This window comes from Sphaerisporangium sp. NPDC088356, from assembly GCF_040685555.1.
Taxonomy (GTDB): domain Bacteria; phylum Actinomycetota; class Actinomycetes; order Streptosporangiales; family Streptosporangiaceae; genus Sphaerisporangium.
Genome location: NZ_JBFBIK010000073.1, coordinates 1 through 20,530, shown reverse-complemented (window position 1 = coordinate 20,530; position 20,530 = coordinate 1). Strand labels below are relative to the sequence as shown.

At 71.1% G+C, this 20,530-nt stretch carries 18 protein-coding genes and 1 tRNA gene; 4 read left to right on the top strand and 15 right to left on the bottom strand.

Annotated elements, in window-relative coordinates; translation table 11 throughout:
- Window positions 1-74 precede the first annotated feature (74 nt).
- From AB0O34_RS24315 to AB0O34_RS24295, 5 genes are all read right to left on the bottom strand, one after another.
- Window positions 75-431, bottom strand: a complete 357-nt coding sequence (locus AB0O34_RS24315) for an STAS domain-containing protein (RefSeq protein WP_363918935.1) — start codon at window positions 429-431, stop codon at window positions 75-77.
- Window positions 432-551: 120 nt separating this feature from the next.
- Entirely contained in the window at window positions 552-755 is a 204-nt protein-coding gene (locus tag AB0O34_RS24310) for a cold-shock protein (protein WP_248964071.1), read from the bottom strand.
- Window positions 756-1,058: 303 nt separating this feature from the next.
- On the bottom strand, window positions 1,059-1,835 hold the full coding sequence (locus AB0O34_RS24305) for an enoyl-CoA hydratase-related protein (protein WP_363918933.1): 777 nt from the start codon (window positions 1,833-1,835) through the stop codon (window positions 1,059-1,061).
- Between the two features lie 69 nt (window positions 1,836-1,904).
- Entirely contained in the window at window positions 1,905-3,050 is a 1,146-nt protein-coding gene (locus AB0O34_RS24300; RefSeq protein WP_363918931.1) for a nitric oxide synthase oxygenase, read from the bottom strand.
- 434 nt (window positions 3,051-3,484) lie between these two features.
- A tRNA-Asn gene (locus tag AB0O34_RS24295) sits at window positions 3,485-3,560 on the bottom strand.
- A 224-nt stretch (window positions 3,561-3,784) separates the two neighbouring features.
- Here AB0O34_RS24295 and AB0O34_RS24290 point away from each other — a divergent pair.
- On the top strand, window positions 3,785-4,087 hold the full coding sequence (locus tag AB0O34_RS24290; protein ID WP_363918929.1) for a YtxH domain-containing protein: 303 nt from the start codon (window positions 3,785-3,787) through the stop codon (window positions 4,085-4,087).
- Window positions 4,088-4,200: 113 nt separating this feature from the next.
- Here AB0O34_RS24290 and AB0O34_RS24285 read toward each other — a convergent pair whose 3' ends face one another.
- The 4 genes from AB0O34_RS24285 to dnaG all read right to left on the bottom strand — a co-directional run bounded on the left by AB0O34_RS24285 (window position 4,201) and on the right by dnaG (window position 9,331).
- Window positions 4,201-4,680: a hypothetical protein gene (locus AB0O34_RS24285; RefSeq protein ID WP_363918927.1), complete on the bottom strand. Its 480-nt coding sequence runs from the start codon at window positions 4,678-4,680 to the stop codon at window positions 4,201-4,203.
- Window positions 4,681-4,689: 9 nt separating this feature from the next.
- Entirely contained in the window at window positions 4,690-5,961 is a 1,272-nt protein-coding gene (locus AB0O34_RS24280) for a hypothetical protein (protein WP_363918925.1), read from the bottom strand.
- 211 nt (window positions 5,962-6,172) lie between these two features.
- Window positions 6,173-7,276: an RNA polymerase sigma factor RpoD gene (gene rpoD / locus AB0O34_RS24275; RefSeq protein ID WP_363918923.1), complete on the bottom strand. Its 1,104-nt coding sequence runs from the start codon at window positions 7,274-7,276 to the stop codon at window positions 6,173-6,175.
- Between the two features lie 177 nt (window positions 7,277-7,453).
- A complete protein-coding gene (dnaG, locus tag AB0O34_RS24270) occupies window positions 7,454-9,331 on the bottom strand; it encodes a DNA primase (protein WP_363918921.1) in 1,878 nt (625 codons plus the stop codon).
- Window positions 9,332-9,474: 143 nt separating this feature from the next.
- Here dnaG and AB0O34_RS24265 point away from each other — a divergent pair, with 143 nt between their 5' ends.
- On the top strand, window positions 9,475-10,398 hold the full coding sequence (locus AB0O34_RS24265) for a peptidoglycan DD-metalloendopeptidase family protein (protein WP_363918919.1): 924 nt from the start codon (window positions 9,475-9,477) through the stop codon (window positions 10,396-10,398).
- 24 nt (window positions 10,399-10,422) lie between these two features.
- On the opposite strand, the gene AB0O34_RS24260 is transcribed toward AB0O34_RS24265, so the two are convergent.
- The 4 genes from AB0O34_RS24260 to AB0O34_RS24245 all read right to left on the bottom strand — a co-directional run bounded on the left by AB0O34_RS24260 (window position 10,423) and on the right by AB0O34_RS24245 (window position 16,031).
- Window positions 10,423-11,658: a deoxyguanosinetriphosphate triphosphohydrolase gene (locus AB0O34_RS24260; RefSeq protein ID WP_363918917.1), complete on the bottom strand. Its 1,236-nt coding sequence runs from the start codon at window positions 11,656-11,658 to the stop codon at window positions 10,423-10,425.
- 234 nt (window positions 11,659-11,892) lie between these two features.
- Window positions 11,893-14,553, bottom strand: coding sequence for a pyruvate, phosphate dikinase (gene ppdK / locus AB0O34_RS24255; RefSeq protein ID WP_363918915.1), 2,661 nt, complete (start codon window positions 14,551-14,553; stop codon window positions 11,893-11,895).
- A gap of 499 nt (window positions 14,554-15,052) precedes the next feature.
- Window positions 15,053-15,385: a YnfA family protein gene (locus AB0O34_RS24250; protein WP_363918913.1), complete on the bottom strand. Its 333-nt coding sequence runs from the start codon at window positions 15,383-15,385 to the stop codon at window positions 15,053-15,055.
- A 40-nt stretch (window positions 15,386-15,425) separates the two neighbouring features.
- Entirely contained in the window at window positions 15,426-16,031 is a 606-nt protein-coding gene (locus AB0O34_RS24245; protein WP_363918911.1) for a cadmium resistance transporter, read from the bottom strand.
- A 33-nt stretch (window positions 16,032-16,064) separates the two neighbouring features.
- On the opposite strand from AB0O34_RS24245, the gene AB0O34_RS24240 reads away from it, so the two are divergent.
- Entirely contained in the window at window positions 16,065-17,024 is a 960-nt protein-coding gene (locus AB0O34_RS24240) for a D-isomer specific 2-hydroxyacid dehydrogenase family protein (protein ID WP_363918909.1), read from the top strand.
- Window positions 17,025-17,123: 99 nt separating this feature from the next.
- A complete protein-coding gene (locus tag AB0O34_RS24235; RefSeq protein WP_363918907.1) occupies window positions 17,124-17,912 on the top strand; it encodes an aminotransferase class IV in 789 nt (262 codons plus the stop codon).
- 12 nt (window positions 17,913-17,924) lie between these two features.
- On the opposite strand, the gene AB0O34_RS24230 is transcribed toward AB0O34_RS24235, so the two are convergent.
- Together AB0O34_RS24230 and AB0O34_RS24225 are read right to left on the bottom strand one after the other, a co-directional pair.
- Entirely contained in the window at window positions 17,925-18,776 is an 852-nt protein-coding gene (locus AB0O34_RS24230) for a PHP domain-containing protein (RefSeq protein WP_363918905.1), read from the bottom strand.
- 101 nt (window positions 18,777-18,877) lie between these two features.
- The gene (locus AB0O34_RS24225) at window positions 18,878-20,458 is read right to left on the bottom strand and encodes a serine/threonine-protein kinase (RefSeq protein ID WP_363918903.1); all 1,581 of its coding nucleotides are present in this window, start codon (window positions 20,456-20,458) and stop codon (window positions 18,878-18,880) included.
- Window positions 20,459-20,530: the final 72 nt, after the last annotated feature.

Genomic DNA, 20,530 nt, shown 5'->3' with positions numbered 1-20,530 from the left:
GAAACGGCGCCTCCTGTCCGGAGAAGCTCCGGAGAAGGCGCCGTTTCGATCAAGGTTCTGCAGTCGTACGGCCTTCACTGCGAGGCGAGCTGTGCGACCCCCGGATCCGCTTTCGCGGACAACGTCGCTACTTCCACAGGAAACCGAGATCGCAGTCCGCTTGCCTCGAGCACACGGCGTACGGGAGATGAGGGGGCCACGAGCCGGACGCCCCCGCCGAGAAGCAGTGAACGGCGACGGGCGGCCATGAGCGCTCCCAACCCGCTGGCGTCCATGAAGGTGACTTCAGACAGGTCCAGGACGAGGCGGGCGCGCGGTGGCTGGAGCGCGGCGAGAAGCCGCTCACGCAGCACAAGCGAGCATGAGATGTCGACGTCCCCACTGACGCGGCACACGGCCGTGTCGGCGCGGACGCTTACGGATAGGTCCACTGAGGACCTCCAATCAATGGACGCGAGGGCGGCTCGCGATGATGCAAACCGCCCCGACTTGCGTCCTTGGGGTGAAGGCGGCAGAGCCGCCTTCACAGAGCCTCGCGGCTCGACTACTGACTAGAGCGGACGAACCTGCTCCGCCTGGGGGCCCTTCGGCCCACGCGTCGTCTGGTAGTCGACGCGCTGGTTCTCCTCGAGGCTGCGGTAGCCGCTCGAGTCGATGGCGGAGTAGTGGACGAAGACGTCCGCACTGCCGTCATCGGGAGCGATGAAACCGAAGCCCTTTTCGGCGTTGAACCACTTGACGGTTCCCTGAGCCATGAAACTGATCTCCTAATGAGACGATCTACGAGGTCCACGGGCGTGGAGCCCCGGGTTGTTTAGCGACCGACCGCCCCTTGAAAGCACATTGGCTTCGCACGGTGGAACGCCCGCTGTAAGAACTCCGCAGGCGCTGCTACACGTTAACGAACCTCCACTACAACCACTGCCATTCAACACCATGTGGGGCCGCTTCGCCAACGCTGGGGGGCCCGAGCTGACAAACGACCGGCCTCTGCTGGTGGAAGCCCGGTCGGACCTCGGCAGACGCGGGCGGATAGCACGCAAGGGGGCGGTAACCGTCTAGCCGAAGGGCGGAAAAGCGGGCGGACGGCGCTCCAGGAAGCTGGCGACGCCCTCCGCGAAGTCGGGCCTTCCGAACGCTTGCATCATCAGCCGGACGGCCTCGGCGGCGGAGACGTCGAGGGACTCCTGCCAGCCGCCCCAGACCTGCCGCTTGATCACTGCCATCGAGGCCGGCGAGCTATGCGCCGCCAGCTCGCGCGCGTAGGCGACCGCCTCTTCCAGCAGCCGCTCCCCCGGCACCACGCGGTTGACCAGGCCGAGCTCGCCGGCCTCCGCGCCGGTGAACGTACGGCCCGAGAGCAGGATGTCCATGGACTTCGCCTGCCCGATGAGCTTGGGCAGGATCCACGCGAGGCCGTACTCGGCGATGAGGCCCCGCCGGGCGAACGCCGTGGTCCACTTGGCGTCGGCCGAGGTGAACACCACGTCGCACACCAGCGCGTGGACCATGCCGAGCCCCGCGCAGGCGCCGTTGACGGCCGCGATGATCGGCTTGCGGATCGTCGTGGGATGGGTGTTGGGCCGCTTGTCGGGCTCCTCGTCGTACGAGCCGTCCTGAAGGGCGGTGAGCGTCTGGAAGTCCGCGCCCGCGCAAAAGCCCTTGCCCGCGCCGGTGACCACGATCGCGCGGACGCCCGGGTCGCGCTCGGACTCCTCCAGCAGGTCGAAGTAGCGCCGCCCCATGGCGCCGATCCACGCGTTCAGCCGGTCCGGCCGGTTGAACGTCAGCGTGAGCACGCCCTCGTCCAGCGACGACAGCACGAGATCGGACATCGAACCTCCCGGAGAGACCGTTACCGAATAACGTTCTACACCACTCCTCCTCCGGAGGGAGGAACGGGATTACCCCTCGTGCTCGCTTTTGCGCGAATGCTGGACGAACGCGGGGGTCAGCTGCACGTCGTCGTAGTAGCGATGGAAGACCGGTGTGAGCGAGCCGGAGAGCGGCGGGACGATCCACGACCAGTCGGCGGGGCAGACCCGCCCGGCACGCTCCTCGCGCTCCAGATGCGAGATGAAACGGCGAGCCTCGGTGTGGTGGTCGGTGATCGTGACCCCCGCCTGCCCGAAGGAGTGCAGCACGGCGACGTTGAGCTCCACCAGCGCGTGGTCCTTCCACAGCGTACGTTCGTTGGAGGTGTCGAGCCCGAGCCTTTCGGCCACCAGGGGGAGCAGGTTGTAACGGTCCTCGTCGGCCAGGTTCCGCGCGCCGATCTCAGTCCCCATGTACCACCCGTTGAACGGCGCGCAGGGGTAGCAGATGCCGCCGATCTCCAGGCACATGTTCGAGATCACGGGCACGGCGTGCCAGCGCAGGCCCAGCCGCTCGAACCACGGATACGCGGGATGGGCCAGCGGCACCTCCAGGACGGCGTCCCCCGGGATGGTCGCCAGCAGCGGCGACGACATGTGCCCGTCCTCGATCACCAGGGGCAGCACGTCGAAGCGCGTCCCCGGGCCACCCGCCCACCCGAGGCGCAGCGCCGACGCGGTGAGGTCGGCGTTGCGCGCGTCCCCGATCACCGCTCCGTCCGGCGTGCGGTACCCCGCGTAGCGGATGAGCTGCTCGTTCCAGATCCTCGGCCCGGGACGGCCGGGCATGTCCGGAGCGAAGACCGTGATCGTCGGCCGGATCCGCCCCGAACCGGTCGCCTCACGCAAATGGTCGACGCACTCCACCGCCACGCCCTCAGCACTGTGGACGGAACGCAGGTCCCGAACACGGAGTGACTGCCAGTACAAACGGCCGATACACCGGTTGTTGTTGCGCCAGGCCACCCGGGCACCGTGGGTCAGTTCCTGCGGAGTGTGGGTGTAGGTCCCGTACCGGGAGATCTGGGCCAGCACCTGACGCAGCCGCGGTTCCACCGGCCCTGCGTCGGGGTTCTCCTCGTGGAACAGCCGCAGGAACTTCTCGGCCTCCGCCGGGTCGGCCGTCCCGGTCCGCTCATCCGGCGGACGGTAGGCGGGACACGCTCCTCCGGCCACCGGATCGGCTTCCGGCCGGCGCCTACGCCCCTCCACGCGACGTACGGCGTGCGCCGGTAACTCCTCAGCGGGAACCTCCTCCGACGATGAGCGGGAGGACGAGTCGGAAAACGGAAACAGACGTCGAGACCTCATCCAGAACACCATAGGACAACCGACCCATTGGTCTCACAGGTATCCGGCCGTTCCGGCGGCGCGGAAACCCTGTAGGCAGCGGCCTTCCCCGCTGCGGTTGCATGATCCGCGGCAGCCGGGCCGTCGAGCCCTGCGCGAACGCCGTCACAGTAGGCGTTGGCGCGTGAGCGCAGTGACACGAAGCACGGCAGACCACATCTTGGGCCATCATCGGCGATTTGTCCCGCCATATCTCAGACGGATCTTTGAAGTCCTGAAACACCGAAGGCCCCAGGAGAATCTCCTGGGGCCTTCGAGCGTGGCTCCCGCGATAGGACTCGAACCTATAACCTGCCGGTTAACAGCCGGCTGCTCTGCCGATTGAGCTACACGGGATCGTCTGCGCGTCGCGCGGGGGGCTGTTCGGCCCTTCCTTGCTGCGCGAAACTAGATTAGCGCATTCCGGGGAGTGCGTGTCGCACCCTGATCCTCAGGCGTCTCACGGAACCCGCGACGGGCGCCTTTCCCGAAGAACCAGCGGCACATCGAGACCATAACCCTTCGCAGCCGGGGTAGGGGAGGCGGAGAGCGGGGATGCCAGCGGCACGCGGAGGTAGAAGATGCGATATCGATTCACGTTCGCCGTGGGCCTGGCCGTCGGCTACGTCCTGGGCAGCCGAGCCGGCCGGGAGCGGTACGAGCAGATCAAGCGGGTGGCACAGCGGGTCGCCGACAATCCCATGGTCCAGCAGGCCGCGGGCGTGGCCGGAGCGCAGGCCTCCAAGGCCGCCGAGGTGACCAGGCACAAGCTCGGGGACGTGCTGGGCGACCGGGTGCCCTTTCTGCACAGGAACGGCTGGGCGGTCGCCAGGGACGACACCGGCACCGGCTGGCCGGACACCGAGATGGACCGGGTGACCTGATACGGCGCCACGCCAAGGCGGCCCACGTGGATCCCCACTTGGGCCGCCTCGCTGCGCGGTGAAGATCGGCGTTCTACTGGAGGCTCTCGTCCCGGAGCACGCCCACAAGCCCCTCAGATGCCGAGGTTCCGTCTCAGCTCTTCGAGGGCCTGCTCGGCGGCGGCCCTCAGGCCCGGGTCCTTGGGGTCGAGGCCCGGGTCGAAGACGAACTCCCACTCCGCGGCGTCCTGCCCCGGCACCCGGCGCGCGACCAGGCGCACTCCCCCTCGGTTCCCCAAGCCCACGTGGCGGTTCGCCAGGATCGAGGACGTCACCCTCTCCCGCACGGCCTCGGGAAGACGTCCGGGCTCGGGCAGCGCCATCCACCGCTCGGTGCCGTCGGTGGCCACGACGCGCAGCCCCTCCTCGTCCCACAGCGCCCGGTCGATGCGGTACCAGGGCAGGGGCGTCTCGCCCGGCAGGCGCAGCGCCCGGTCGGTGGCCACGACGTACGCGCCGTCCGGCGTGCGGGCGTGGACGAGCACCCGTTCGCCCGCCTCCAGCGTGACGCCCGCCTCGGCGGGAAGGCTCCGGGAACCCCAGGGAAATCGCATGGTTGAAAGCTACCCGGCGAGCAGGTCGAGGGTGAGGGCGGCCGACCAGGAGAAGTCGCGGCAGCCGCGGCCCATCCCGTCGAAGGGGTCGAAGCACTCGCGGAACCCCGCCTGCCGTACGAGCCGGAGGGTGCTCGCCGCCAGCGACGCCTCCAGGCCCGCGAGGCCGTGCACGGCCGCCGCCCGCCAGAGCAGCCAGTTGGTGTTCACCCAGGACGGCCCGCGCCAGTAGGTCGAACGGTCGAACTCCAGCGCCCGTACCTCGCAGCTGGGCACGGGATACCCGCTGGGCCCGAGGAAGCGGGACTCCAGCAGCTCGGTGAGGACCCCGACGACCGAGGCGGGCATCCCGGGGTCCAGCAGCGGCCCGAAGCCGCCCACCGTGCTCACAGGGATCAGTTGCCCGGCACGCAGGTCGCGCGCGTAGAAGGCGCCGTTCCACAGGCGGTCGAGCAGCGCCCCCCTGATCCGGTCGGCGGCCTCGCGAAAGCGCGTGTGGTCGGCCCCTATGGCGTCCGCGAGGCCGGCCAGCGCGTCGCAGGAGGCCAGCCAGATCCCGTTGAACAGCGGGTCCTCGACGGCGAAGGGGTGCTCGTCGCGCAGGTAGCCCGCGCCGTAGCCGGAGTCGCGGTAGCGCGTGGCGAGCCACGCGTAGCGGTCGTGGTGGCTGTCGGACCGCCACTCCCCCAGCGCGCAGGCGTAGCGCACCAGGGGAAGCGCGGCCAGCGGGGCGTCCCAGGCCGGGCTGTCGTCCAGCCCCGACTCCCAGGGGTGGACGATCGCCGCGAGGCCGTCGCCACCGAGGTCGCGGGCGGAGGCCAGGTAGTCGTGCTGGGCGACCAGGCTGGGCCAGGCGCGCCGTACGAAGCCGAGGGCGGCGTCGCGGTCGGCGGCGTACCGCCAGATCCACCACACGGCGCAGGCCTGGAGCGGCGGCTGGGTGAGCCCCGAGGTGAGCGACCCGTGCGGCGCCGCCGCGCAGTCGGCCGACCGCCACAGCGACGGGCCGGGGTAGTAGGCCTCACCGGTGGACCGGTCGAAGACGATGTGCGGCACCATCCCGGTGCTCCACTGGCCGTCGAACAGGCTCAGCAGCTCGGCGCACGCTCGGGACCAGCGGCGGCGGGCGAGCCCGATCGCCACGAAGGCGGAGTCCAGGCTCCACTGGTGGGGGTAGCGCCCCACCGCCGGCACGGTGGCCGACCCTGTCCAGTTCGCGTCAAGCACGTCGAGTGCGGCCTGCTCGAGCGCGGTATCGTCGAGCGCGTACCGCGCGTCCATGGGGTCGTCGGCAGGAGAGCGTCGGCTTCCGGGAGACAACGCCGTCCGCCGCCGTCCGGCGGAGACGGGGAGTGCCGTCCCTGCCTTCCTCCTCTCGTGACCGGTACCGGTCCGAGTCGCAGCGCCCGGACCATGGGCTCCGCGTGGCCGGGCCCGGCCCACGACCCGCATGGCCGGGACGGCCGGCAGGTCGTGGACCGGACGGGCCGGCTCAGTCGAGGTAGTCGCGGAGCATCTGCGCGCGCGTCGGGTGGCGCAGCTTGGCCAGCGTCTTGGACTCGATCTGCCGGATGCGCTCGCGCGTGACGCCGAACTCCCGGCCGACCTCCTCCAGGGTCCTCGGGTGGCCGTCGGACAGCCCGAAGCGCAGCTGGATGATCCGCTGCTCCCTGTCGGACAGGGTGGCGAGGATGTCGTCCAGCTGGTCCTGCAGCATGATGAACGCCGCCGCCTCGATCGGCACCACCGCGTCGGCGTCCTCGATGAAGTCACCGAGGTCGGAGTCCTCCTCGCCGATGGGCGACTGGAGCGACACCGGCTCCTGGGCGATGCGCTGGATCTCCACCACCCGGTCGACGGGCAGGTCCATCTCCATCGCGATCTCCTCGGGAGCGGGCTCCCGGCCGAGATCCTGGTGGAGCTGCCGCTGGACGCGCACCAGCTTGTTGATCGTCTCGACCATGTGCACGGGAATTCGAATCGTGCGCGCCTGGTCCGCGATCGCCCGGGTGATCGCCTGGCGAATCCACCACGTGGCATACGTGGAGAACTTATAACCCTTGGTGTAGTCGAATTTCTCCACCGCGCGGATGAGACCCAGGTTGCCCTCCTGGATCAGATCGAGGAAGAGCATTCCGCGACCGACATAGCGTTTCGCGATCGACACCACGAGCCGCAGATTGGCCTCGATGAGCCGCTGCTTCGCCCGGACCCCCTCCCAGACGAGCTCCTCGAACTCGGGCTTGGCCAGCCTCAGGCCGAGATCGCACAGCTTGTCCTCGGCGAACAGGCCCGCCTCGATGGCCTTGGCCAGCTCCACCTCCTCCTCGGCCGTCAGCAGCGGAACCCGGCCGATCTCCCGCAGGTATATGCGGACGAGGTCGCTGGTCGGCGCCCGCTTGCCGACATCCTCCTCATCAGGGCGGGGGGTGTCCTCCTCGGCCTGAGGTTCGAGCACCTCCACACCCTTTTCGGCGAGCATCCGCACGACGCGTTCCAGCGCGTCGGCCGGCAACTCGGAGCGGTCAAGCGCGGCGGCCACGTCGTCGACGGTGACGCTTCCGCGCTCCCTTCCTCTCGTGACTAGATCCGCCACCTGATCTACCGACGGCGGTCCACTTGGCAGCACCGATGCACCCACGGGACATAGTCTGCGGTACAGGGACCGGAAAAGGGCAGGCCTATTTTTGGCACGGAAGGTAAGGCGAGAGCTATTACCGAATCGATATGAAACGAAAGTTTGGCCGTCGCGAGAAGCGGAAAGTAAACTTAATTACGCTCCGACGGCGCGTTCTCTTAACACGCGCCGTTGTTGTTCGAGCGCCACGAGTTCCCCGAAGAGCCGGTTGTAGTCCTGCTGCTGCTCAACGGGGTTGAGACGCTCCATCTTGGCCTTGATCTGGAACAGGGCGCGCGTCACCGCGATCTCGGCCAGGCGGGCCAGCACGGCCGCGCCGTACCGCTCCTCGCTCGCCAGGTCGGAACGCACGGGCTCGACCGCGAACCTGGTGGCCAGCGCCCGCAGGCCGTCGTCCTCGGTGGCCTGGAGCAGCCGGTCGACCCACTCGCGCCCGCCCGGGCCGCCCGCCACCGTGCCGCCGGCGGACATGACCAGCTCGTACAGGGCGACGTGCTCGGGAGCGGTGAACGCCTGCCGGCCGAGCGCGTCGAACTCCGGGCCCATGAGCGCCGGACGCTGCACGGCGAGCTTCAGCGCCTCGGACTCGATGCGCACCACAGGGTCGGCCTGATCGACCGGACGGGGCGCCGCCGCGCGCCTTGCGGGCCGCTCGGGGGCGCCGGCCCGGCCGCCGGGGGCGGAGCGCCCGCCGACCTCCTGGATGCGCCGCAGCACCATGCGCTCGTCCATGAAGCCGAGCCAGCGGTCGAGGTCGACGGCGTACCTGCCGCGCAGGGCGGGGTCCTTGATGCCGGCCACCAGCGGCGCGGCGGCGTCGAGCGCGGCCAGGCGCCCCTCGTTCGAGTTGAGCTCGTAGCGCGAGATGACGCTGCGGATGGCGAAGGCGAAGAGCGGCTCGCGGCTGGCGATCAGGTCGCGCACGGCGCCGTCGCCCTGCTTGACCCGCAGGTCGCACGGGTCGAGCCCGTCGGGCTGCACGGCCACGAAGGTCTGGGTGACGAACTTCTGCTCGTCGGCGAAGGCGCGGAGCGCGGCCTTCTGCCCGGCCGAGTCGCCGTCGAAGGTGAAGACGACCTCGCCGCGGAACTCGGCCTGGTCGAGCAGGAGCCGCCGCAGGACCTTGATGTGCTCCTCGCCGAAGGAGGTGCCGCAGGTGGCGACCGCGGTGGGCACGCCGGCCAGGTGGCAGGCCATGACGTCGGTGTAGCCCTCGACGACGACCGCCTGGGAGCGCTTGGAGATCTCGCGCTTGGCCAGGTCGATGCCGTAGAGGACGGTGCTCTTCTTGTAGATGGGGCTCTCGGGGGTGTTCAGGTATTTGGGCCCGTCGTCGCTGTCGAGCAGCTTGCGCGCGCCGAACCCGATCACCTCGTTGGTGATGTCGCGGATCGGCCAGACCAGCCGGCCGCGGAACCGGTCGACCGGCCCCCTGCGGCCCTCTCTGGCCAGGCCGCCCTTGATCAGCTCGGCGGCGCTGAACCCGCGGCCCTGCAGGTGGCGGGCGAGGCGGTCCCACTCGGCGGGGGCGTAACCCACCCCGAAGTGCTCGGCGTCGACCCGCTCGAAGCCCCGCTCGGACAGGAACCTGCGGCCCGGCGCCGCCTCGGCCTCCGAGAGCAGGGAGGCGTAGAACTCGGCGGCGGCCTTGTGCGCCTCGATCAGGCGGCTGCGCTCGCCGTGCTCGCGCCCGGGGACGTAACCGCCCTGCTCGTAGCGGAGCTGGATGCCCGCGCGCTGCGCCAGCCGCTCGATGGCGTCGGTGAAGGTCAGGTGCTCGAGCTTGCGGACGAAGGTGATGACGTCGCCGCCCTCGGCACACCCGAAGCAGTACCAGTAGCCACGGGAGGGGGTGACGTTGAACGAAGGGGACTTCTCCTCGTGGAAGGGGCACAGGCCCTTGAGATTGCCGCCGCCCGCGTTGCGAAGCTGGATATGCTCGCCTACGACCTCGGCGATCGATGAGCGCTCCCGCACGAGCGCGATGTCCTCGTCACTGATCCGCCCTGCCACGCCGTGAGTCTACGGCTCACCACCGACAGCCTGGGGCGCGAGCCGTACAAGGTGGGTGATTTTCCGCGAATGGGTCGTGTCGGCCATGTAGGTCGGTTACAAAGGAAACGCTCATTTTCGGTAACGTCAAGCGGGTGGGGATCATGCGATCGGGGCGACTCGCCGCCATTGCCGCGGCGGTGCTGGTCACCGCGGCCTGCACCGCCCCGGGCGGAGTGGCCGGCATCAGCACGTTGCCGCCCGCGCCCACTCCGGACGCGACGGCGAGCACACCGGCCACGCCCGGCGCCGCCGAGGGAGCCTCCAGCGCTGTGGAGGCCGCGGGCACGCCGAGCGCGTCCCCCGGCGGGCGGCGAGGCGAGATCGACGCCGCCACGCTGAAGCCGAGCGCCGCCGCCACCGCGGTGAAGCCGCCGCCCGGCGACGACCCGGTCCGGGTGCCCCCGCCGCGCCTGTCGAGGTTCAGCTACGTCTTCCCCGTGCGCGGATGCCGGATCAGCTACGCCCGCAAGCAGCTGGTCCTGCCCAAGACCACGATCTGGGCGGGGAAGGGCTGCTCCTTCGTCGCCCCCGTCAGCGGCACCGTGCACGAGGTGAACGCCAAGAACCGCTGGAAGTCCTCCACCGACCACGGCGCCGACCGCGAGGGCCGGTTCGTCTCCATCCTCGGCGCCGACGGCGTCCTGTACTTCGGCGGCCACCTCGACACGGTCGCGCAGGGCCTCAAGCCCGGCATGGGCGTGAGCGCGGGCCAGGTGCTCGGGCGCATCGGCGACTCGGGGAACGCCAGAGGCGGGGGCTCCAACCTCTACTTCGCGGTGTCCTGGGCGGTGCCGTCCAAGCTGTGGTGGGTCCGGCGGGGCATGGTCGACCCGTGGACCTATCTTGACGCGTGGCTGAACGGCAACCACACGCTCTCCCCCGCCCAGCAGGTGGCCGCCGTGCGGGCCAGGGTGGGCGCCACACCCCCGTGCCGCACGCTCTGCACGTCCAAGCCCGGCAAGAAGCCCGAAGAGCGGCCCGTCCCCACCCAGAGCGCCGACCCGGACGTCGTGACCACCGGTTAGGCACGCGAGGGTGGAGGGGCGGGGCTAGGCGCGGGAGCCGAGGGCCCGGTGCAGGGCGACCGCGGAGACGTCGGTCAGCGAGGCGATCTGGTCGACGACCACGCGCAGCCGGCCCGCGTCGTCGCTCGCGTCGGCGAAGGCGGCCCTCAGGGCGGGCTCCAGAGTCCCCGGGGCGCCCAGCATGATCATCGAGGCGAGCTCGGCGATCAGCTCGCGCTGGCGGGCCTGGTTGGCGTTGTGGTCCTCCCTGGCCATCACGTAGTGCGCGGTGACCCCCTTGAGCAGCGCGCACTCAAGGCGGGTGGCCCTCGGCACGATCAGGTCGGCGCCGTGCCTGGTGAACCCCGGGCCGTACGTGTGCAGGGTGGCGGCCTGCGCGGACAGGCAGAACCGCCCGATCAGCGCGCTGGTGAACGACTTGAGCGCCACGAGGTCGGCCATGGTGCCCTCGAATCGGGAGGGCCAGAGCGGCTCGGCGACCAGGCCGGCGAGGGTGTCCTCAAGCTCGGTCAGGCTTGAGTCGGTGGCGTACCACTTGAGGGTGCGCTCGCAGACGTCGTGCCGCTCCCCCGGATCGCGGAGCAGGGCCAGCGTGACGTGCCCGGAGTGCAGGGCGTCCTCCAGGTCGTGGACGGAGTAGGCCACGTCGTCCGACCAGTCCATGACCTGGGCCTCGAAGCTCACCCGGGAGGCCGGGACGCCGCTCCGCACCCATTCGAAGACCGGCAGGTCGTCGGGGTAGACGCCGAACTTCGGCCCGTGGGCCGATGTCCAGGGGTACTTCAGCGCCGAGTCGAGCGTCGCGCGGGTGAGGTTGAGCCCGGCGCTCCTGCCGTCGGCGGTGAGGACCTTGGCCTCCAGCCGGGTCAGCAGCCGCAGGCTCTGAGCGTTGCCCTCGAAGCCGCCGCACCGGGCCGCCAGCTCGTTGAGCGCCGCCTCGCCGTTGTGCCCGAACGGCGGGTGGCCGAGGTCGTGGGCGAGGCACGCCGTGTCCACGAGATCGGGGTCACAGCCGAGCGCCTTACCCATCTCCCTGCCGATCTGGGCGCACTCCAGGGAGTGGGTCAGGCGGGTGCGCGGGATGTGGCGGCCGTGGTCGGGGATCTCCCCCGGCCCGACCACCTGGGTCTTGGCCGCCAGCCGCCGCAACGCCGCGCTGTGCAGGACGCGGGCGCGGTCGCGTTCGAACGCGCTGCGCTCTGGGTTGCCGGGAGGTTCCGGGACCCATCTCGCCTGGTCGAACTCTTCATAGGCTCTCATCGGTAGCCGGATGCTACCCCGGCGACGGCCTACGCATCACAAACATGCAGGAAACTCACGATGTCCGGCAGATCTCATGTGTCTTCGCAGGTCAGAGTGCCCCTAACGCCCCCTATGCACCACCGCCCGCACCCCACCGCCGAGCGGCCCGCACCCCGGGGCCGGCGGGTTCCGCGCACCGCGGTCCGGACCCCGCGCCGCGCTCCGGCGGGCGCGGGACCCGGGGGCGGCGGGTCAGCGGGACTCGGACTCCGCGCACGCCAGGGCCGCGCGCCCGGCCTCCAGACGGGCGACCGGGACCCGGAACGGCGAGCAGGAGACGTAGTCCAGGCCGATCTCGTGGCAGAAGTGCACCGACTCCGGGTCGCCGCCGTGCTCTCCGCAGATGCCGAGCTTGATGTCAGGACGGGTCCTGCGGCCCTCCTCGACGGCGATGCTCATCAGCCGGCCGACGCCGCCCCTGTCGATGGTCTCGAACGGGGACACCCCGAAGATCCCGAGGTCGAGGTAGCGCGAGAAGAACGCGGCCTCGACGTCGTCACGGGAGAAGCCCCAGGTCATCTGGGTCAGGTCGTTGGTGCCGAAGGAGAAGAACTGCGCCGCCTCGGCGATCTGCCCGGCGGTGAGGGCCGCGCGGGGCACCTCGATCATCGTGCCGATCAGCGCCTCCACGCCCACCTCGGCGAGGATGCGCTCGGCCTCGTCGCGTACGCCTTCGAGCTCCTGCACCGCGCTGACCAGCGGGATCATGATCTCGGCCCGCGGGTCTCCCCCGGCCGCGCGCCGCTCGGCCGCCGCCTCGGCGATGGCCCGCACCTGCATGGCGAACAGCCCGGGGATCACCAGGCCGAGCCGCACGCCGCGCAGGCCGAGCATCGGGTTCTGCTCGTGCAGCCGCTTGACGGCCGCAAGGAGCCTGCGGTCCCTCGGCGTCGCGTCCGCGCCGGCCAGCGCCATCTTCACCGAGAGGGCGGTGAGGTCGGGAAGGAACTCGTGCAGGGGCGGGTCGATCAGCCGGATCGTCACCGGCAGCCCGTCCATCGCCGCGAGGATGCCCACGAAGTCGGACTTCTGGAGCGGTTCGAGGGCGTCGAGGGCCGCGCGGCGCTCCTCGCCCGAACCGGCCAGGATCAGGTCCTCGACGAGCCGGCGGCGGTCGCCCAGGAACATATGCTCCGTGCGGCAGAGCCCGATCCCCCGCGCGCCGAACCTGCGGGCGCGGGCGGCGTCGTCGGGGTTGTCCGCGTTGGCCCGTACGTCCAGGCGGCGGCGCTCGTCCGCGTGGCTCATGACGCGGTCCACGGCCTGGACGAGCTCGTCGCCCCGGTCGCCCGAGCCCTCGAAGTACTCCACGACGGGCGAGGCCATGACCGGCACCTCGCCGAGGTACACCTCTCCGGTGCTGCCGTCGATGGAGATGATCTCGCCCTCCTCGACCACCAGGCCGCCGGGAGCGGTGAACCGCCTCTCCCGCGCGTCGACCTCCAGCTCCTCGGCCCCGCACACGCAGGTCTTGCCCATGCCGCGCGCCACCACCGCGGCGTGCGAGGTCTTGCCGCCCCTGCTGGTCAGCACGCCCTGGGCGGCGATCATTCCGACGAGGTCGTCCGGGGTCGTCTCCCGGCGGACCAGGATGACGTCCTCACCCTGCTCCGCCAGCTCCTTGGCCCGCTCTGAGGAGAACACGGCCTTGCCCACGGCGGCGCCGGGCGAGGCGTTCATGCCCTTGGCGATCCGCCGCAGGCCGGCGCCGACGTCGAACCGGGGGAACATGAGCTGCGCGAGCTGGTCGCCTGTCACCCGGGAGACGGCCTCGTCCAGGTCGATGAGGCCCTGGTCGACCAACTGGGTGGCGATGCGGAAGGCCGCCGCCGCCGTGCGCTTGCCGACGCGGGTCTGGAGCATCCACAGCTTCCCGCGCTCGATCGTGAACTCGATGTCGCACAGGTCGCGGTAGTGGTTCTCCAACGTCTTCATGATGTCGAGGAGCCGCTGGTAGGACTCGGGATCGATATGTGCGAGCTCCTGCAGGGGAACGGTGTTGCGGATCCCCGCGACGACGTCCTCACCCTGGGCGTTCTGCAGGTAGTCGCCGTATACGCCCTGCTGGCCCGAGCCGGGGTCGCGGGTGAACGCGACGCCGGTGCCCGACTCCATCCCGAGGTTGCCGAAGACCATCGCGACGATGTTGACCGCCGTGCCGAGGTCGGCCGGGATGCGCTCCTGGCGGCGGTAGATGATCGCGCGGGGGGCGTTCCATGACTCGAAGACCGCCTCGACGGCGAGCCGCATCTGCTCGCGCGGGTCGCAGGGGAAGTCGTGGCCCGTCTGCTCCCTGACGATGCCCTTGTACGTCTCCACGAGGCGCTGGAAGTCGGCCGCTTCGAGGTCCAGGTCGCTGTCGACGCCCTTGTTCCGCTTTGCCGCGTCGATCCCGTTCTCGAACAGGTCGCCGTCGATGCCGAGCACGGTCTTGCCGAACATCTGGATGAGCCTGCGGTAGGAGTCCCAGGCGAAGCGCTCGTCGCCCGCCTGCTTGGCCAGGCCCTGCACGGACTCGTCGTTGAGGCCGATGTTGAGGACGGTCTCCATCATGCCGGGCATGGAGTACTTCGCACCGGAACGCACGCTTACGAGCAGGGGGTCGCCGGCGTCGCCGAGGCGTTTGCCCATCCCCTTCTCCATCGCGGTGAGGTGGGTCTCGACCTCGTCGGAGAGCCCTTCGGGGAAGCCCCCGTCCGAGAGGTAGCAGCGGCAGGCTTCGGCGGTGATCGTGAACCCCGGAGGCACGGGAAGACCAAGGTTGGTCATCTCCGCGAGATTGGCACCCTTACCACCGAGGAGATCCCTGAGATCTTTGTTGCCCTCGGTGAAGTCGTATACGTACTTGGGCACTCGAACTCCTTCAACGACTGCAATGGCGTGCGATTCCGCCTCGTTCCGGGGACTCTACCTACGATTTACATCGGGAAACGTCACCCTCGCCTCACCTTGGCGTTTTCCCTGGTAGAACCCAATATAGCGGTCTAATCCATTCGCTCGGCGAGGTGAACTCCGGCGAAACTCCGGGCGCGGCTCGTGGTATATACCAATTCGTGGGCGAACACTGGGATTAAGAAGATTCCCCACTGACCGGCAATTGGTGTAGACCTTTCTCGGGCACCGCGTGACAATGACCGGGAAGGGGCCGTCGATGACCGATGAACAGCTGATTCTCCTCACGGGCGCCGCCGGGCGGACCGGGGCGGCCGGCCGTAGCGCCGTCGCGGGCCTGCGACAGCGGGGCCTCGCCGTCCGCGCGTTCCTCCACCACGAGGACGACCGCGCCGACGCGCTCCGGGCCGTGGGCGCCGAGGTGGTGGCCGGCGACCTGACCAGGTCCGCCGACGGGTGCTCAGCCGCGCGGGGCGTACATGATGACGGCGACGCCCGCGAGGCACACGAGAGCGCCGATCACGTCCCAGCGGTCGGGCCGGAAGCCGTCGACGATCATGCCCCAGGCCAGCGAACCGGCGACGAAGACGCCGCCGTAGGCCGCCAGGATGCGGCCGAAGTTGGGATCGGACTGGAAGGTGGCGACGAACCCGTAGGCGCCCAGCGCGAGGACCCCCGCGCCGATCCAGAGCAGGCCGCGATGCTCCCGCACGCCCTGCCACACCAGCCAGGCTCCCCCGATCTCGGCCACCGCCGCCAGCACGAACAGGGCGATGGAGCGCAGCACGACCATGACGATCAGCGTACTGCCGGGCCGAGCGGCGCCGGGGCGCTCACAAGAGGCGGCCGAGGACCCCCGACTCGGCGACGATCACCGCGCCGATCAGCATGAACACGACCGGCACGATCCACCTGCCGTAGCGCTCCACGATCTCGACGACCTTCTTGTGCGAGCCGAGCCACGCGGCCGCCAGGCACCACAGCGCCACCCCGGCGGTGAACACCACGACCGTGATCACCGTGGCCGCCGCCCCGATCGTGCGGAACACCGGCGTGTACACCGAGATGTTGTCCGCGCCGTTGGCGAGGGTCACCCCGGCCACCGAGACGAGCCCGGTCGCGACCGGAGGCGGTTCGTCCCCCTCGTCACCGCGGGCCCGCACGGCGGCGATCAGGCTCCTGACGCCCAGCCCGAACGGCACCAGCCCGAGCAGCCCGACCCACTGATCGGGCACGACCGTCAGGCCGAGCGCGGCGACCGCCGACAGCGCCACCAGGATCGCGATCCCGGCATACTGGCCGGCCCAGATGTGCCAGGTCCGCGGCCTGCCTGCCGCCCTGGCGGACAGGAACAGCACGGTCAGGATGATGATGTCGTCGATGTTGGTACCGGCGAACATGCCCGCCGCCGTGCCGACCGTCGCCCAGAGCTCCGCCACGCCTGACGAGCCTAGTGGGGAAGAATGAGCGCCGTGGAAGCCCGTATCGCGATATTTCCCAATACAGAGCCGGGAACGACCGGCCGGCGTGCCAACGACCCCGACCTGCTCCGCTCCGGCGTCGAGGAGGCCGTGGCCCGCGGCGGCGGAGCCGTCGTACCGCCGGCCGAGGCCAACGGGTTCGTATGGCTCGCCCCCGGCCCGCCCGGCCTGCTCGGCGAGGCCCTGGACGGCAGCCCGGACGTCCGGTGGGTGCAGCTGCCCTCGGCGGGGGTCGAGAGGTTCGCGGCCACCGGTGTCTTCCAGCGCCCCGTGACCTTCACCTGCGCGAAGGGGTCCTTCGCCGGGCAGGTGAGCGAGCACGCCCTCATGCTGATCCTCACCTGCCTGCGCGACGTCTCGCACCAGGCGCGGACCCCGCGCTGGTCGTCCACGAATCCCCGCTCTCTTGAGGGCCTCAGCGTGACCATCCTGGGCGGCGGCGGCATCGCCGAACGGCTCGTCCGGCTGCTACGGCCCTTCGACTGCCACGTCCGGGTCATCCGCCGCCGGCCGGACAAGGTCGAGGGGGCCGACGAGACGTTGCCGCCCTCCGCCCTGGCGGGCGTGCTTCCCGGCACCGACGTCCTGGTGCTGGCCCTCGCCCTGACCCCCGAGACCAGGCACGTCGTCGGCGCGGCCGAACTGGCGCTGCTTCCCGCCCACGCCGTGGTCGTCAACGTCGCGCGCGGCGCGCACATCGACACCGGCGCCCTCGTCCGGGCGCTCGCCGAGGGGCGCCTCTCCGCCGCCGGCCTGGACGTGACCGACCCCGAGCCGCTCCCCGAAGGCCACCCGTTGTGGAGTGACCCGCGAGCCCTCATCACCTCGCACAGCGCCGACTCGGCGGACTACGTCATGCGCATGCTGTGCGAGCGGGTCGAGGAGAACGTCCGCCGCTTCCGCGCCGGCCTGCCCCTGGACGGGGTGGTCGACCCCGCCACCGGCTACTGACGGCACGGGCCCGTCCGTCCACCACGCCGGGTTCACGCCTGGGGCGAACAATGGGGCTCTCGAGCCGACGGGCGGCTCGGCGGCTGCCAGGATGGCCGCATGATGGAGCTGAACGGACGTCCCGTCACACCCGGCGAGCTCGGCACGCTCGCGCTCTACAACTACGGGCACTTCACCACCATGCGGGTGGAGGAGCTGCGGGTCCGGGGTCTCTCCCTCCATCTCGACAGGCTCCTCGGCGACTGCCGGGTCCTGCACGGCGTCGACCTCAATCTCGAACGGGTCCGCCATCTCGTCCGGCGGGTCGCCGCCTCGGCGCCGTCTCCGGTCATCGTGAGGGTCACCGTGTTCGACCCCGAGCTCGACCTGGCCCACCCGGCGGCCAAGGCCCAGCCGGAGATCCTCGTCACCACAAGGCCGGCCCCCGCCGACCTGGCCCCGCTGACGCTGGGGGCGGTCCACTACGAGCGCGACCTGCCCGAGGTCAAGCACACCGGGCTGTTCGGCACCGTCTTCCACAGGCGGCTCGCCCAGCTCGGCGGCCACGACGACGTCCTGTTCGTCGACGGCCGGTCCCGCGTGACCGAGGGCCCCTCCTGGAACATCGGGTTCGTCCGCGCCGGTCGTGTCCTGTGGCCGGAGTCCGACCGCCTCAACGGCGTGACGATGCGCCTTCTCAGCGACGTCATGCGCCGCGCCGGCATCCCCTTCGACGCCGCCGGCATCGATACCGGCGACCTGGCCACGATGGGCTCCGCGTTCGTCACCAACGCCGCCATCGGCCCGCGCCCCGTGCGCTCGATCGACGGGGCCGAGCTGTCGGTGGACGAGCCGATCCTCACCACCCTGCGAAGGGAGTACGCCGCCATCCCCGGCGACCTCCTCTGACGCGCGAGCCGGCTACCCGTGGACGGGAGCGGTGCCGGTGGCGGTCGCGATGAGGTCCTCGTAGACGGCGGGGTCGGTGGTGAAGGCGCCGAGGCGGACGGTCTTGTTGTCACCGTGGTAGTCGCTGGAGCCGGTCGCCCGCAGGCCGAGATCGCGGGCAAGGAGGCGCACGTGCTCGCGGTCCTCGGGCGCGTGGTCCACGTGGTCGGCCTCCACCCCCCACAGGCCCGCCACCGCCAGATCGGCGATCAGATCGTCCGGCACGATGTGACCCCGGCTGCCCGCCCTCGGATGGGCCAGCACCGACACGCCGCCCGCCTCGTTCACCAGGCGGATGGCGGTCAGCACATCCATGTCGGCCTTCGGCAGCCGGTACCGCTTCCCCAGCCATTCGGGGGCGAACGCCTCGTCCACCGACCCGACCAGGCCCCGCCCGACGAGCGCCCGGGCGATGTGCGGGCGCCCCACGGTGCCGCCCGCCGCGTAGCCCCGCACCTCGGGGAGCGTGATGTCGATGTCGTCGGCGTTCAGCAGCGCGACGACGTTCTCGGCCCGGATGTCACGTGACCGGCGCACCTTGGCCAGCTCCGCCACCATCGGGTCGTAGGTGGGGTCGAACAGGTAGGCCAGCAGGTGCAGCCCGATCGAGGGCCCGCTCCTGTACCACCGGCCCGACAGCTCCGCGCCGCGCACCAGCGTGAGCCCGGGAGGGACGGCGGCCGCGGCGGGCGCCCATCCGGCGGTGGTGTCGTGATCGGTTAGGGCCACCACGTCGAGCCCCGCGGCGGCGGCCTGTCGCATCAGGGCGTCGGGCGTGTCGGTGCCGTCGCTGGCCGTCGAGTGGGCGTGCAGGTCGATCCGCATACCCCCGAGCCTCTCAGTTCGAGGACCCCGACGTGCGGCCGAACCCTCCCTTCGGCAAGCCCGGCCCGCCATCGCTCGGCGACCAAGCCCTCGCCGGCCGTCTAGTCGTGTTCGTGGTCTCCGCGGCCCCGGGGCGGGCCGTCGTTCCCGGCCAGGCCGGAGATGCGGACGAGCAGCCGCGTGAGCGCGGGGGTGCGGGTGAGCAGCCCTTTCTCCTCGGCGTCCGCGAGCTTGTGAAGGACGTCGCGGACGCGGTCGGCCGCCCTGCGCGCGTCGTGCCCCTTGTTCCTGCCGCGGTCGTCCCACCGGCCGGCGAGCGTGGACCGAGCCTCAGCGATCTTGTGCTGCACGTCGGCGGCGACCTTGGGGTCGAGCCTGCCCTGGGCGGCCGCCAGGCGCAGCGCCTGCGCCAGTTGAGCCAGCAGGACGCGCGGGTCGTCCGAGAGCGGTTCGTGGCTTTCCGCCACCGCGGAGGCGGTCGCCGTGGGCCGTGGCGACTCCGCGACACTGGGCGGCGCCGACGGGACGGACGGGGACGCGCTGGTCTCCGATCGCGCGGCCGTGCCCGTGACGTCCGAAGCCGGCCGGAGGGCGGCGATCGCCAGCACCACCACGGCCGCGAGCGCGACCCCTGCCGCCGCCATCACGGGCTTGCGCCTGCCCGGGCGCATGGATGCCCAGGCGGCCCGGCCCACCCCGCCCGCCTGCTCGGCGGTCAGCGGCGGCAGGACGCTGGTCGGCGCGGGCACACCGGGATGAACCGGCGGCACCGGGCGAACCGGGGAAGAGAGCTCCTGGTGGGGCGGCGGCGGCATGGTGCGAGTCGGCGCGGGCCCGTACGGCGCCCGCGGGGGCGGGGCTTGTGGGGGCGGGACGGCACGCCCGGGCGCCCGTGATCCCGTGGCCAGCGAGTGCGCGACCTGGTCGGCCCCCGGCCGCGCGCCCGGCTCCTTCTCGAGCAGGCTCAGCAACAGATCTTCCAGCGCGGGCGGCACGTCCGGCCTGAGCCGGCTCGGCGGCACCGGCGCGAGCTCGACATGCTGGTACAGCAGTGCGGGCAGGGTGTCCGCGCGAAAGGGCGGGTGCCCTGCCAGAAGCTCGTAGAGCACGCACCCGAGCGCGTACATGTCGGACGCCGGCCCGGCGTCCCTGCCGAGGGCCCGCTCGGGCGCGAGGTAGGAGCCGGTGCCCACGATCAGGCCAGTGCCGGTCAGCGCGGTCGCCGCCCGGTCGGCCAGGCGGGCGATGCCGAAGTCCACGACCTTCACCGTGCCGTCCGCCGCCAGGAGCAGGTTGCCGGGCTTGACGTCACGATGGATCACACCCTGCCGGTGGGCCGCGGCCAGGCCGGACGCGGCCTGGAACCCGATGCGGGACACCTCCCGGGGGGTGACACTCCCCACTTCCGCGAGGCTGCGCCCGTCGATCAGCTCCATGACGAGGTACAGGCGGCCCTCGGCCTCGCCGAAGTCGTGGACGGCGACGACGTTGGCGTGGTTCAGGCGGGCGGTGGCCTGCGCCTCCTGCCGGAACCGCGCGGCGGCCGAGGAGTCGAGAGACGCTGCCAGCAGCAGCTTGACCGCGACCAGGCGGTCGAGGACCTCGTCCCTGGCCCGCCAGACCTCCCCCATCCCCCCGCGTCCGAGAGGCTCGTCCAACCGGTACCGAGCCGCCAGAAGCACCCGAGACGCCTTCCTGATCGATGGCCGGCACATTGTCGCCCCGGTGCCGCGCGAACGGGCCGGGCCCGTCGC